The 13955-nt window shown below is 70.5% G+C and carries 15 protein-coding genes; 8 read left to right on the top strand and 7 right to left on the bottom strand.

Annotated features, from left to right (window positions below):
- Positions 1-99: 99 nt before the first annotated feature.
- The 5 genes from MFF42_RS11925 to MFF42_RS11905 form a co-directional block, all read right to left on the bottom strand.
- Positions 100-1674, bottom strand: coding sequence for a lactate utilization protein B (locus tag MFF42_RS11925; RefSeq protein WP_238255939.1), 1575 nt, complete (start codon positions 1672-1674; stop codon positions 100-102).
- Positions 1671-2414, bottom strand: a complete 744-nt coding sequence (locus MFF42_RS11920) for a (Fe-S)-binding protein (RefSeq protein WP_238255938.1) — start codon at positions 2412-2414, stop codon at positions 1671-1673. Before MFF42_RS11920 ends, MFF42_RS11925 begins: the two co-directional genes overlap by 4 nt.
- 122 nt (positions 2415-2536) lie before the next feature.
- Complete coding sequence (locus MFF42_RS11915) at positions 2537-3157, bottom strand: DsbE family thiol:disulfide interchange protein (protein WP_238255937.1); 621 nt, start codon at positions 3155-3157, stop codon at positions 2537-2539.
- Positions 3154-3306, bottom strand: coding sequence for a heme exporter protein CcmD (ccmD, locus tag MFF42_RS11910; RefSeq protein WP_238255936.1), 153 nt, complete (start codon positions 3304-3306; stop codon positions 3154-3156). Before ccmD ends, MFF42_RS11915 begins: the two co-directional genes overlap by 4 nt.
- Positions 3307-3314: 8 nt before the next feature.
- Positions 3315-4214: a heme ABC transporter permease gene (locus MFF42_RS11905; RefSeq protein ID WP_492975655.1), complete on the bottom strand. Its 900-nt coding sequence runs from the start codon at positions 4212-4214 to the stop codon at positions 3315-3317.
- Positions 4215-4318: 104 nt separating this feature from the next.
- On the opposite strand from MFF42_RS11905, the gene MFF42_RS11900 reads away from it, so the two are divergent.
- Positions 4319-5158, top strand: coding sequence for a transglutaminase-like domain-containing protein (locus MFF42_RS11900; protein ID WP_238255934.1), 840 nt, complete (start codon positions 4319-4321; stop codon positions 5156-5158).
- A 2-nt stretch (positions 5159-5160) separates the two neighbouring features.
- On the opposite strand, the gene MFF42_RS11895 is transcribed toward MFF42_RS11900, so the two are convergent.
- Positions 5161-6255, bottom strand: coding sequence for an NAD(P)/FAD-dependent oxidoreductase (locus tag MFF42_RS11895; RefSeq protein WP_238255933.1), 1095 nt, complete (start codon positions 6253-6255; stop codon positions 5161-5163).
- Positions 6256-6344: 89 nt separating this feature from the next.
- Positions 6345-7601, bottom strand: coding sequence for a hypothetical protein (locus tag MFF42_RS11890; RefSeq protein ID WP_238255932.1), 1257 nt, complete (start codon positions 7599-7601; stop codon positions 6345-6347).
- A 331-nt stretch (positions 7602-7932) separates the two neighbouring features.
- On the opposite strand from MFF42_RS11890, the gene flgB reads away from it, so the two are divergent.
- The 7 genes from flgB to MFF42_RS11855 form a co-directional block, all read left to right on the top strand.
- Entirely contained in the window at positions 7933-8349 is a 417-nt protein-coding gene (flgB, locus tag MFF42_RS11885) for a flagellar basal body rod protein FlgB (RefSeq protein WP_238255931.1), read from the top strand.
- Between the two features lie 21 nt (positions 8350-8370).
- Complete coding sequence (gene flgC / locus MFF42_RS11880; RefSeq protein ID WP_238255930.1) at positions 8371-8781, top strand: flagellar basal body rod protein FlgC; 411 nt, start codon at positions 8371-8373, stop codon at positions 8779-8781.
- Positions 8782-8786: 5 nt separating this feature from the next.
- Entirely contained in the window at positions 8787-9110 is a 324-nt protein-coding gene (gene fliE, locus MFF42_RS11875) for a flagellar hook-basal body complex protein FliE (protein WP_238255929.1), read from the top strand.
- A gap of 70 nt (positions 9111-9180) precedes the next feature.
- The gene (gene fliQ / locus MFF42_RS11870) at positions 9181-9447 is read left to right on the top strand and encodes a flagellar biosynthesis protein FliQ (RefSeq protein ID WP_238255928.1); all 267 of its coding nucleotides are present in this window, start codon (positions 9181-9183) and stop codon (positions 9445-9447) included.
- Between the two features lie 45 nt (positions 9448-9492).
- On the top strand, positions 9493-10269 hold the full coding sequence (fliR, locus tag MFF42_RS11865) for a flagellar biosynthetic protein FliR (protein ID WP_238255927.1): 777 nt from the start codon (positions 9493-9495) through the stop codon (positions 10267-10269).
- 39 nt (positions 10270-10308) lie between these two features.
- Entirely contained in the window at positions 10309-11376 is a 1068-nt protein-coding gene (gene flhB, locus MFF42_RS11860; RefSeq protein ID WP_238255926.1) for a flagellar biosynthesis protein FlhB, read from the top strand.
- A gap of 186 nt (positions 11377-11562) precedes the next feature.
- A partial coding sequence (locus MFF42_RS11855) for an ATP-binding protein (protein ID WP_238255925.1) occupies positions 11563-13955 on the top strand: 2393 nt, incomplete at its 3' end.

The raw sequence follows: 13955 nt of genomic DNA, 5'->3' as shown, positions 1-13955 counted from the left end.
CCTCGCCGACGAGGGCTGCGAAGGTCGGCACCTCGGGCAGCGGAAAGTCACCGGCCGGGCGGTTGGTGCGCAGCCGCTCCAGGATGGCGTCGCGGGCGCTCACGCGTCGGTCCCCTTCTTCATGCGGTTCTGCCGGTACCACGCGTGGAAGCTCTGCCGCGGAGCGTGGGGCATCTCGCGCTTCTTCCCCCAGGTGTTGGCCGGATTGTAGACGGCGAAGCGCGGCAGCACGCGCAGCGCCGAATCGGCCGTCTGGATCGCGGCGCGGTAGGCGGCGGGCCGGCTCAGCACGGCGCCGGCCGCCTTCATCATGCCCTGCTTCAGGAGCGGGATCTGGTGCTCCTCGGCCAGCACCTTGCGCCACGCGAAGATCTGCTCGTGGATGTTGATCTTCACCGGGCAGACGTTGGTGCAGGAGCCGTTCATGGTCGAGGAGAACGGCAGGGTCGAGTATTTCCGCTTGTTGAAGGTCGGGTCGATGATGAGCCCGATCGGGCCGGAATAGGTCGCACCGTAGGAGAGGCCGCCGGAGCGCCGGTAGACCGGGCAGGTGTTCATGCAGGCGCCGCAGCGGATGCATTTGAGCGAGGTCCAGAACTCCTCCATCCCCAGCCGCTCGGAGCGGCCGTTATCGACCAGCACCATGTGCATCTCGGTGCCGGCGCGCGGCCCGCGGAAATGCGAGGTGTACTGCGTGATCGGCGAGCCCAAAGCCGAGCGCGAGAGCAGGCGGATGAACACGCCGAGATGCTCGACGCGAGGAATCAGCTTCTCGATTCCGATCGAGTGGATCTGCAGCGGCGGCACGTTGCCGGAGAGGTCGGCATTGCCCTCGTTGGTGCAGGTCACCACCGTGCCGGTCTCGGCGATGGCGAAGTTGCAGCCGGTCAGCCCCGCATCGGCCTTGAGGATCAGCGGGCGCGTGGTCTCGCGCTGGCTCTCGGCGAGGTAGTGGGCGTCGTCGTTGTCGGGATCGGTGCCGAGCGTCCGGGCGAAGACGTCGGCGACGTCGAGGCGCGTCTTGTGGACCGCCGGCATCACCACGTGGCTCGGCTCCTCCTCGTCGAGCTGCTGGATGCGCTCGCCGAGATCGGTCTCGATCACGTCGATGTCGTGGGCCGCCATGAAGTGGCGGAAGCCGCACTCCTCGGTGAGCATCGACTTCGACTTCACCAGCGACTTCGCGCCGTGCTTCCTCAGGATGTCGAGGACGATGCGGTTGTGCGCCGCCCCGTCCTCGGCCCAGTGCACGTGGACGCCGTTCGCCTTCGCCGCGGCCTCGAACTGTTCGAGGTAGCGGTCGAGATGGGTCAGGGTATGCGTCTTGATCTGCGAGGCGAGCTCGCGCAGCTCCTCCCACTCCGGAATGCCGTGGGCGGCGACATCGCGCTTGCGGCGCACGTCCCAGAGGCGCTCGTCATGGGCCTTCTGGTGCAGCGGCGCGGCGAGGAAGCGCTCCGCGGCCTCGGCCTGATCGATCGGCTTGTTGCCGCGCACTTTCGCGCCGCGGGGCTGCGGCTCGCGCGGGGCGTCGGCGCGGATCGGCTTCGAGGCGGCTTCGGCGTGCTGAAGGCGCTCGCCGGCGGGGCCGCGCTCGCTCTCGTCGGAGGGGGCACGCACCTCGCGATGAAGCACGTCCTCGGTCTGGCGCGGGGTCAGGTCGTCGGCGCTCATGCGGCGGCTCCGTTCAGCACCTGGGCGATGTGGATGTATTTCAGCGGCACGCCGAGGCGCTCGGCGCAGCCCTTCTGATGCATCAGACAGGAGGAATCGGCGGAGACGACGTACGCGGCGCCGGCGCGGGCCTGATCCGTGACCTTGTCGTAGCCCATCTTGGCGGAGACGGCCGGCTCGAACACCGAGAAGGTGCCGCCGAAGCCGCAGCACTCGTCGGGCCGGGTCAGGTCGACGACCTCCAGCCCCCTCACCTTCTTCAGAAGGTTGAGCGGCTTGGAGAAGAACGGGCGGTTCAGCTCGGTCGGCCGCGCATGGCCGATGCCGCGGAGCGCATTGCAGTTCGAGTGGTAGGCGACCTTGTGCGGAAACGACGCCCAGGGCAGGTCCTCGATCTTCAGCACGTCGTGCAGGAACTCGACGAGTTCGAAGGTCTTGGCCCGCACCGCCTTCACCTCGTCGGTCTGCGGGATCGCGGTGAGGTGCTCGCGCACCTGATGCACGCAGGAGCCGGACGGGGCGACGACGTAGTCGAAGCCCGAAAAATTCCTGACGAACAGCGCCTCGGTCGCGGCGGCCTCCTGGTGACAGCCGGTATTCGTCATCGGCTGGCCGCAGCAGGTCTGATCGTAGGGATATTCGACGGTGAGGCCGAAGCGCTCCAGCAGTTCCAGCGTGGCGATGCCGACCTCCGGCTCGAAGGCATCGACGTAGCAGGGGACGAACAGCCCGATCCGCATGGCACTCTTCGATCGCGGTTTCAGCCGAGCGCGCGGCCCTTTCACCTTGGAACGGTTTCAAGCCGGCAGGGGCTGCATACGCCTCCGATCCCGGGTTTCCAAGCGCGCGGTGCGCGCGCCGGTCAGTTGGTCACGGGCGCGGCCCGGCCGGCGGCGCGGATGCGGCCCAGAACGCTGGCGTAGTTCTCCGGCGTCAGGATGCCGACGAGCTTGTCGCGGATCACCCCGTCGGGCCCGATAATGAAGGTTTCCGGCACGCCGTAGACGCCGAGATCGATTCCGGCGCGGCCGCTCGTGTCGGCGCCGACCGCGGAGAACGGCAGGCCGTGGCGCTCCAGCCAGCGCCGCCCGGCATCCCCCGGATCCTTGTAATCGATGCCGACGAGTCGGATGCCGGGCTCCTGCGCCAGGCGCATCAGCATCGGATGCTCAACCTGACACGGGGCGCACCACGAGGCGAAGACGTTGAGAACGGTCACTTGCCCCTTCAGGTCCGCGCTCGACAGGCCGGGCACCGGCTTGCCGTCGGCCTGCAGGCCGTTCACCGGCCCGAGCGCGAAGCTCGGCACCGGCTTGCCGATGAGCGCCGAGGGCAGCGCCTGCGGGTCGGCGCCCGAGCGCAGCCGCACGAAGAAGGTCACCGCCAGCACGGCGAAGACGACGACCGGCAACAGGACGAGGAGCGAGCGGCGGGGACGCTCGCCGGTGCCGGGCGGGATCGCCCCGGAGCCCTGCGCGCTCACGGCCGCCCTCCCCTGTCGTCCTGAAGCTCGGCGAGCGCGCGGCGCTGCGCCCGCCCGTCCCACCAGCCGTTGAGAATCAGCGCACCGAGCACCAGGGCGGCGAAGCCGTAGGAGCCGGCGATGAAGGGGGCGTAGGGTCCGAAGTCCATGCTCGATCTCAGATCGCCTGTCCGACGGGAAGGGTCGCGGCGGCGCGGGTGACGGGAACGGTCTCCTGCGCACCGGCATCGAGCCGCTCGGCCTGCCGGATCAGCAGCGTGCGGACACGGCGGCGATAGATCTCGGTGCGCATCGCCTGCAGATGCAGGGTGACGCCGAGCAGCGTCATCGCCAGCACCATCTCGAGCAGCGGGTAGAGCATCGAGGAATCGATCGAAGAGCCGCCCATGCGCAGGATCGAGGCCGGCTGGTGCAGCGTCGACCACCAGTTCACCGAGAACTTGATGATCGGCAGGTTCACCGCGCCGACCAGCGTCAGGATCGAGACCGCGCGCGCGGCCCGGCTCGGATCCTCGATGGTCCGCCACAGGGCGATGATGCCGCAATAGATCAGGAACAGCACGAGCATCGAGGTCAGGCGCGCGTCCCAGACCCAGTAGGTGCCCCACATCGGCTTGCCCCAGAGCGAGCCGGTGACGAGGCAGATCAGGGTGAAGGCCGCGCCGATCGGCGCCGCGGCGCGCTGCGACACGTCGGCGAGGGGATGGCGCCAGACCAGCGTGCCGATCGCTGACAGGGTCATCGCCCCGTAGAAGCCCATGCCGAGGATCGCGGCGGGGACATGCACGTACATGATCCGCACGGTGTCGCCCTGCTGGTAATCGGGCGGCACCACGAAGAAGGTCAGGTACAGCCCGGCCGCGACGAGCAGGCCGGAGACGGCGGCGAGCCAGGGCAAGGCCGCGCCCGACCAGCGCAGGAAGTGGCCCGGATGGGCGAGGCGATTCCAGAGGGCGGTCCACATGGACGCTTCCATACCCAAGAGTGCACTGCAGCGGCAATGCGCGCCAACGTCCCGGCAGGCCGGTGCCGCGCAAGTCGGCGCGTTGCGGAACATTTGTGCAGCGCCCGGCCGGAACGGCCCGTAATCTCGCAACTTACCGGCTTACCTCGTCCGAATTCTGCTCCCCGGGCCGAGAGAACCACGTTGCAGGCCGTTCCATGCTGATCAAGACCGGGTACGACATCACCTTCGAGACGGACGCCGCGACGCCGATGTCGCTGCTGCTGAGCGTCCACCCCTCGCGCCAGGGCGATCTGCGCAGCCCCGAAACCATCCGGTTCGACCCGCCGATTCCGCAGCGGCAGTCGCTCGATGCCTTCGGCAACGTCTGCACCCGCATCGTCGCGCCGGCCGGCCGGCTCGCGATCTCGGCGGATTTTCTGGTGGCGGATTCAGGGTTGCCCGACCCGGTCGTGCCGGACGCCGCCCAACTGCCGGTGGACGCCCTGCCGGACGACGTGATGCTCTACCTGATGGCGAGCCGCTACTGCGACACCGACCGACTGTGCGGGCTCGCGTGGCAGCTCTTCGGACACACGCCGGAAGGCTGGGCGCGGGTCCAGGCGATCGTCGATCACGTGCATGAGCGGATCCGCTTCGACTATATGCAGGCCGACGCCACGCGCACCGCTTTCGACGGCTATCATCAGCAGGTCGGCGTCTGCCGCGACTTCGCGCATCTCGCCATTGCCTTCTGCCGCTGCATGAACATCCCGGCGCGGTACTGCACGGGCTATCTCGGCGATATCGGCGTGCCGGCCGTGCCCGATCCGATGGACTTCTCCGCGTGGTTCGAAGTCTATCTCGGCGGACGCTGGTACACCTTCGATGCCCGGCACAACACGCCGCGGATCGGCCGGATCGTCATGGCACGCGGCCGCGACGCGACGGATTGCGCGATCTCCACGAGCTTCGGAACGGCCCGGCTGGTCGCGTTCGCGGTCCACACCGACGAGGTCGCGGACGGGACGACGGCCGATCTGATGCGGGCGGCCTAGCGTCAGACCAACAGCCGGTCGGCCACCGCCTCGGCCAGCGAGAGCGAGGAGGTCAGGCCCGGGCTCTCGATCCCGAAGAGCTGGACCAGCAGCGGCATTCCGTGCTCGGCCGGGCCGTCGATGCGGAAATCCGCCGCCGGCTCGCCGGGACCGCTGAGCTTCGGTCGGATGCCAGCATAGTCGGGCATCAGGCGCCCGTCGGGCAGGCCGGGCCAGTAGCGCCGGATCGCCGCCTCGAACCGTTCGGCCCGGGCCGGATCGACCGTGTAGCCCGGCGCCTCCACCCATTCGACGTCGGGCCCGAACCGCATCCGGCCGGCGAGGTCCAGGGTCAGGTGGATGCCCAAGCCTCCCTCGACCGGCGCCGGGTAGATCAGACGCGTGAAGGCGGGACGGCCGCCGCACCCGAAATAGCTGCCCTTGGCCAGCACCTGTCGGGGTACGCCGGTTGGTGGCAACCCCTCGATCCGGCGGGCGAGCGCCTGCGCGCCGAGGCCGGCGGCGTTGACCAGGCCATCGACCTCCAACCGGTCCGGCGCTGCGCCGCCGAAGCGGACCTGCCAGCGCCCCTCCCGTCGCTCGGCGGCCTCGATCGGGGTGTGCAACGCCAGAACGCCGCCGGCATCCTCGATATCGCCGAGGAGGGCGAGCATCAGGGCATGGCTGTCGACGATCCCGGTCGCGGGCGAGTGGAGTGCCGCGACGCAGGACAGGGCCGGCTCCAGGGCGACGGCCTCGGTGCGTTCGAGCAGGACAAGGCCCTCGACCCCGTTCTCGACCCCGCGCGAACGAATCGTCTCGAGCGTCGGGCGCTCGGCCTCGCGCGTCGCCACGATCAGCTTGCCGCACAGCCGGAAGGGCACGCCGTGGCTCTCGCAGAAGTCGACGAGGCGGCGACGTCCCTCGACGCAGTGGCGGGCGCGCAGCGAGCCCGGCGGGTAGTACATCCCGCCGTGGATCACCTCCGAACTGCGGGCCGACACGCCGGTGCCGATCGCGTCGGCCGCCTCCGCGAGGATGACCGAAACGCCGCGCAGGGCGAGAGCCCGCGCGACCGCGAGTCCGACCACCCCCGCCCCGACGACGAGCACCTCCATGCCTCGGATGCCTCAAGAAACGCGCGACCGCGGGCCGTTGCGGCGCCGGCCGCGACGGTGCGGTCGATGACCGGATGACCTTGCTGGTCTCAGTTCTTGCTGTCGAGCGGACGCCCGAGCAGGCGGGCGAACTCCGCCTCGATTTCCTCCACCGAGAACGGGTTCTGGCCCTGAGCCCCCGGCTCGGACGCGTCGGCCTTCGACGGGTCCATTTTCGGCGGCTCGGGCTTGAGCGTTTCGGGTTTAGGCGTCTCGGGCTTGGGCGCTTCGGGTTTCGCAGGCTCGGGTCTCGGCGGCGCCACGAATTGAGGTGGCGCGACGGGCTTGGCCGGTGGCGCCGGCTTCGGCTCGACTTGGGGCGGATTCACCACGGGAACCGGCGCGGGTTCCGGCTTGGCCGCCGCAGCCGGCGGCGGCGCGATGGGGGCCGGTCGCGGCGGCTCGGGCGGCCGTGACGCTCCCGTGGCCGACATCGCCGCCGCGACCGGATCGGGCTCCGAGGACACGGGCTGAGCCGGTGTCGGGGCCGCCGGCGGAGGCAGGATTTCCTGGGGAGCGCCGGGCGGCGGCGTGACGGCGGACGAGGGGCGCTTCAGCGCGACCTGGAGCTGGCGCGCCATGTCGGACAGGACGGCCGGATCGACCGATCTCGGTTCACGGCTGGCCATGACCGGTGACGGCTCGGGCACGGGGGCCGGCGTGCCCGCGGGTTCGGCGCGGGGGCCGCGCTCGGACGCAACTTCCGGGCGCGGGCTGACCACGGGCGGCGCGGTGCGGCGCATCAGGCGGCTGACCGGCGTCGCCGGCCGGACCGGAGCGTCGCCGGGCGAGACCTCCGGCTCGAACAGGCCGGGATCGAGGGGCGGCGCCCGGTCGGTCGCGGGGGGGGCACCGGGAACGGCGGCCGGCACGACCTCCGGCATCGCGAAGGTCGGCGGCATCGGCGAGTCGAAGAAAGGATCGGTGCGCGGCGGCTCCAGCCCGCCGGACTCGGCGGACCCGATCTCGCCCGTACGGGCGTGCCCCTCCGGGGCGTAGCGGCTCCCCGCGCCGCGCTGGATATGGCGCTCGACCACGACGTCGTTGGGGCCGCCGACCAGAAGCAGGTGCTCGACGTTGTCCCGCCGCAGCAGGATGAGCTGCCGCTGCCGATCGAGTTCGTAGATGTCGACGATGCCGAGCCGCGGCTGGCGCCCGCGCTGGCCCGACCCCGCCGAGAGGGTGAGACCGCGCCCGGACAGCCGCATGAACAGCAGCGCCGCGATCAGAAACAGCACCAGGATGACGAGGAAGATCACCAGGAACTGCAGGGCGTAGGAGCCCTCGGAACTGAAGAACGCTTGCAAGACCCGCGTCTTTCTAAGTCGGGGCTCCGGCGTCGCCGCGCGGCCTCCAGCGATGTCCGGAGCCGGCGGGCGATGATCTCGGCCCCACGCAATACAGAGTTCGATTATCGCCGCCGCCTTGCCGCCCGGCAACAAAGGCTGACACTTCGTTAACAACTCGGTGCGGTCGAAACCGGCCATTCCCCGCCGTCGGGGCGACGTGCGGCAGAATGGGCACCCGGCAGGATTTGCCCGGTTAACGGGTCCTTAACCATGCAGGCGGCAGTTTCTGCCGGGTCCGGATCCGCGGCCTCCCGAACCGCATCGCCCGCCGGCCCGGCCTCGAGGCATCATGTCGCTCACCGACCTGCCCCTGCTCGGCATGCTGCGGACCCGGATGCACTGGCATCAGGCCCGCCAAGCCCTGCTCGCCGAGAACGTCGCCAATGCCGACATGCCGGGCTTCCGCCCGCGCGACCTCGCCGAACCCTCCGCCGCCTCCGCCGGTCTCGCCGCCCCGATCGGGGCCACCGTCGGCGGCGACGGGGTCGCCCGCACGGATTCCGCTCATATCGGGACCTCGACGAGCGCCGGGCCGAACGCCGACCCGCGCCGCTTCAAGGGCTTCGAGGTTCGCCCCTCCGGCAACGGGGTGAACCTGGAGGAGGAGATGATGAAGGCCGGCGACAACCAAGCCGACTACCAGCTCGTCGCCTCGCTCTACCAGAAGAGCCTCGACGCCCTGAAGATCGCCGTCGGCAAGCGCTGATATCCGTAAGCGGAGACCGTCATGGATTTCCTGAAGAGCCTCGGCATCGCCGCCTCCGGCCTCAAGGCGCAGTCCGGCCGGATGCGCATCATCGCCGAGAACATCGCCAACGCCGATTCGACGGCGCAGACCGCCGGCGGCGATCCCTATCGGCGCAAGATCCCGACCTTCACGAGCCGCTTCGACCGCGAGTTGAACGCCAGCGTCGTCGAGGCCGGCCGGGTTCGGCGCGATCCGACGCCGTTCCGCACCAAGCACGATCCCGGCAACCCGGCCGCTGATGCCCGCGGCGAGGTCCGCCTGCCCAACGTCAACGGCCTCATCGAGAACATGGACATGCGCGAGGCCCAGCGCTCCTACGAGGCCAACCTCAACATGGTGACCGCCACGCGGCGGATGATCTCCCGCACCCTCGAGATCCTGAAGGCGTAGCCCCGATGACGACCTCCGCCTTCGCCGCCGGCGCCTACGGCGCCGCCCAGAGCCTCGCCCGCCCGGGCGCCCCGAAGCCCGCCCAAGGCATGGCCCAGGGGCTGACGGCGCCGGGCGGCTTCACCGGCCTCCTGCAGCAGAGCCTCGACAGCGTGGCGCAGTCCGGCGCGCAGGCCGACCGCGCCGCCCTCTCGGCGGCGGCGGGCAAGGCCAACGTGGTGGACGTGGTGACCGCGGTCGCCGAGAGCGAGACCGCCCTCCAGACCCTGGTCGCGGTGCGCGACCGCGTGATCTCCGCCTACGAAGAGATCATGCGCATGCCGATCTAGCGTTTCTTTCCTCTCCCCGCGTGCCGGGAGGGGGATGCTGCCGACACTCCCAGCTGAAGCCGAAAGCCCCATGACCGGCCTTGCCATCCTCGACGTCGCCCGCGACGGCATCTTCGTCTTCCTGAAGGTGGCGGGGCCGCTGATGATCGTCGCCCTCGTCGTCGGCCTGATCGTGTCGCTGTTCCAGGCGCTGACGCAGATCCAGGAACAGACGCTGATCTACGTGCCGAAGATCGTCGCGGTGTTCGGGGTGATGCTGCTGATGCTCCCCTTCATCGGCGACGCCATGGCCGCCTACATGGCGCGGATCGCCGCCCGGATCGCCGCGGGCGGGTGATGGAACGGCAGCGCGACCTCGGACGAGCGTGTAGGATGAGCCGGCATGACCACGCCGCTCGACCTGCTGCTGCCCGGCCTCGCGGCGGCCTTCCTCATCACCTTCGCCCGGGTCGGCACCCTGATCATGCTGATGCCGGGACTGGGCGAGCAGCTCATCGCCGGCCGCATCCGGCTCGCCCTCGCCCTCCTCGTGACGCTGGTGCTGTTCCCGACCGTGCGGCCGATGCTGCCGACGGGCAACGCGGCGCTGGCGGCCCCCGCCCTGATCGGCCTCCTGTTCGGCGAGATCCTGATCGGGCTGATGCTGGGCCTGTGCGTGCGCATGATCGTCGCCGCGCTCCAGACCGCGGGCACCGTGATCTCGCAGCAGCTCGGCCTGTCCTACGCCATGACCGTCGATCCGACGATGGGCGGGCAGCAGGCGGCACTCGGCAATTTTCTGGCGCTGCTCGGCGTCACGCTCATCATGGCGACCGACCTGCACCACGTCGCCCTCGAAGCGATCGGGCGCAGCTACGTCCTGCTGCCGCCGAGCGGCGTGCCGGCCATGGCGGATGCCGCCAAGCTGGCGCTCGACGCGTTCAGCCGCGGCTTCGCCCTGGCGGTGCGGATCTCCGGGCCGTTCATCGTCTTCGGCATCCTGTTCAATCTCGGGCTCGGCGTGCTCTCCCGGCTGATGCCGCAGCTGCAGGTGTTCTTCCTCGCCGTTCCCGCCTCGGTGCTGATCGGCATGATGCTGCTCGTCGGGGCGCTGGGTCTCGTCATGGGACTGTTCCTGGACGATCTCGGCCGCTATCTCGGCGCGTTCCTCGGCCGCTGACGGTCCGCGCGCCGATCCGGAACGGGGGAGCCTGAACCGGTGTCCGACGAGACCGACGACGAGGACAAGACCGAAGACCCGACGCCGCGGCGCATCGAGCAGGCGATCGAGCGCGGCGACGTCCCGAACTCCCCCGAGATCAACACCTTCTTCATCCTGGCGGCCTTCACGCTGGCCCTGATGCTCTCGGCCCGCCCGGTGGCCGAAGGGCTGACCCGCGACATGCGCGGCTTCCTCGAACATGCCGGCAGCCTGTCCTCGGACGGGGGCACCTATCTCGGCGTCGCCGTCCGGGCGGCCTGGGTCTGCGCCAAGGCGCTCGCCGTGCCGCTCGGCATCGCGATGCTCGCGGCCATCGCCGCCGGCCTGATCCAGCACCGGCCGATCTTCACCGCCGAGAGCCTGATGCCGAAATTCGCGCGCATCTCGCCCATGGCCGGCGCCAAGCGCCTGCTCGGCATGGATGCCTGGGTCAATTTCGGCAAAGGGCTGGCCAAGATCGTCGTGGTCGGCTCGGTCGCGGGCGCGATCCTGTGGAGCGAGCACGATCGGGCCGAATCCTTCGCACAGCTCGATCCCGGCGCGGCCCTCCAGGGCACGCTCACGCTCGCGCTCAAGATGATGGGCGGCATGCTCGCGGCCTACGCCGCCATCGCGCTCGGCGACGCGCTCTACCAGCGCCACCGCTGGCACGTGCGCCTGCGCATGACCAAGGAGGAGATGAAGCAGGAGCACAAGGAGAGCGAGGGCAGCCCCGAGGTTAAGGCTCGGATCCGCCAGCTGCGCCAGGCGCGGGTGAAGAAGCGGATGATGGCCGCCGTGCCCACCGCGACCGTGGTGGTGACGAACCCGACCCACTTCGCCGTGGCGCTCCGCTACGAGGCCGGCATGGCCGCCCCCGTCTGCGTCGCCAAGGGCGTCGACTCGCTGGCGCTGCGCATCCGTGCGGTCGCCGCCGAGCACGATGTGCCGGTGATGGAGAACCCGCCGCTCGCCCGCGCCCTGCACGCCACGGTCGAGGTGGATCAGGAGATTCCCGCCGAGCACTATCGCGCAGTTGCGGAGGTCATCGGTTTCGTGCTTCGCCTGCGCCGAAGGGCCGCCTGACGCGCGATCCGCCTCCGCGTGGGACGGCGAAGTCGTTCAGGCGCCACGGTTTATGCACCATTGTCCGGCAATGCTCCGGCAAACAACGCGGCGGTCGACGACCCACGGGGCGCGAAGCGGCCAAGGTCGTCGGTGATGTGCGGTGGCCATCTGCGGCGGCCATGTGCGAGGGATGGGTAGGGCCTGATGGCTGAGGTCAGCGGACCAGCGGTGCCGGCGTCCGGTTCGATCGATCGCTCGGAGCGGCCGGGCCGGGTCGGCCTGCTGCTGATGCTGGCGGGGCTGCTCGTCGGCGCGGCGGTGGGGCTGTCCTTCGTCGCCAACGAGCAGGCGCAGCCGCTCATCCTCGCCCTGCTGGCGCTGCTCGCGATGGCGGGCGTGTTCTTCCTGTTCGCGCTCGCGATCGGCGCGCTGCAGCTCGCCGGCCCGGCCTCGCGCGACGACATCACCCGCGCCATCGTCGACGCCGCCCCCGAGGGCACGCTCGTCGTCGAGGACAACGGGCGGATGATCTACGCCAACGAGGCCTATATGCGGCTGGCCGGCGGCGACAGCTTCTCGAACCTGCGCTCCATCGAGCGCATCTTCGTCGGCGCGCCCGAGGTCTCCGAAGCCGTCTACCGGCTCGCGCAGGCGTCCCGCGACGACCGCGCCTACGCGGAAGAGATCCGGATGTCGCCCCCGCCCGGCGGCGCGCCGGACCGCGACTTCGCGTGGTACCGCATCGCCGTGCGGCCGATCCCGCGCCACCGCGGCTCCGCGGCGCTCTGGACGGTGAGCGACATCACCCACGAGCGCGAGCGCCAGGAGAACGTCTTCCAGGAACTCCAGCACGCGATCGATTATCTCGACCACGCGCCGGCGGGCTTCCTGTCGATCGATGCCGCCGGCTCGATCGTCTACATGAACGCGACGCTCGCCTCCTGGCTCGGTTACGACCTCGCGACCGTCGGCTCGGGCGGGCTCAAGCTGCTGGAGATCGCGCCCGGCGCCGACATGCTCACCACCGCGCCCGGCCTACCCGGCGAGGTGCGCACCGACCGCTACGACATCGATCTGCGCCGCCGCAACGGCCAGCCGTTGCCGACCCGGCTCTATCACCGCGTCGCCTACGGGCAGGACGGGGCGCCCGGCCCCTCGCGCACCTTCGTGCTCAACCGCTCCGCCGGCTCGGATGCCGACGAGCCGCAGCGCGCCGCCGAGGTGCGCCTCGCCCGCTTCCTCAACAATAGCCCGATCGCCATCGCCACCCTCGACCGCGACGGCCGCGTGATCCGCGCCAACGCCTCCTTCGTCCGCCTGTTCGCCGGCATGCCGCGCCAGCCGGCGGCGGAGGCCGGCCGCGACGCGCCCGATCCGATGATGCGCGATGCGGTTCTGGAGAGCGATCGCGGCGCCATCGAGAGCGCGCTCGCCCGCGCCGCCAACGGATTCGGCGGCCTCGAACCGATCGAGGTCGGTCTGTCCGGACCCGGCGAGCGCTCGGCCCGCGTGTGGATGAGCCCGGCGGATGCCGACGGGACGCAGGCCGCGGATGCCGAGGGCAAGGCCGACGGCGACCGCGAGCGGGTGATCCTCTACGCCCTCGACACCACGGCCCAGCGCCAGCTCGAGCAGCAGATCGCGCAGACCCAGAAGATGGACACGGTGGGCCAGCTCGCCGGCGGCATCGCCCACGACTTCAACAACGTCCTGCAGGCGATCATCGGCTACTCGGACCTGCTGCTCGCGAGCCACCGGCCGACCGACCACGCCTTCCAGGACATCATGCAGATCAAGCAGAACGCGAACCGGGCGGCGAGCCTGGTGCGCCAGCTGCTGGCCTTCTCCCGCCGCCAGACCCTGCGGCCGGAGGTGATGGATGTCGGCGAGGCGCTCTCCGACCTGACACTGCTGCTCAAGCGCCTGCTCGGCGAGCGCGTGCAGCTCGACTTCCGCCACGGCCGCGAGATCTGGCCGATCAAGGCCGACGTGAACCAGTTCGAGCAGGTGATCGTGAACCTCGCGGTCAACGCCCGCGACGCGATGCCCGGCGGCGGCAGCCTGACGATCCGCACCGCCAACTGCCCCGTCGACGGCGAGCGGCCGGTGGGGATCCCGGCGGGCGACCACGTGATGATTGAGGTGACCGATACCGGCGAGGGAATCCCGCCCGAGGTGCGCCAGAAGATCTTCGAGCCGTTCTTCACCACCAAGGAGATCGGCAAGGGCACCGGGCTCGGGCTCTCGACGGTGTTCGGCATCGTCAACCAATCCGGCGGCGCCATCGACGTGCAGTCGACGGTGGGCGAAGGCACCACCTTCCGCATCTACCTGCCGCGCCACGAGCCCGGCGCCGAGGCCCTGCCCGAGCCGGTGCCGCCGCCCCGGGTGACGTCCGAGCCCGAGATGCCCGCGCTCGCGAAGCCCGCCGGCTCCGACGGTGGCGAGCCGAGGCCGGATGCCGGTGTGAAGGGCGATCCGAGGCCGTCCGAGCCGGGTACGGATGCCGCCTCCCCCGTTGCGCGGGCGCCGGAGCCGCCCAAGCCGGCGACCGACCACACGGGTCAGGGCACCGTCCTCCTCGTCGAGGACGAGGA

This window comes from Methylorubrum podarium, from assembly GCF_022179745.1.
In the GTDB taxonomy this organism is placed as follows: Bacteria; Pseudomonadota; Alphaproteobacteria; order Rhizobiales; family Beijerinckiaceae; genus Methylobacterium; species Methylobacterium podarium.
The sequence above is the reverse complement of the archived record's forward strand: the minus strand, read 5'-3'. Positions and strand labels throughout refer to the sequence as shown.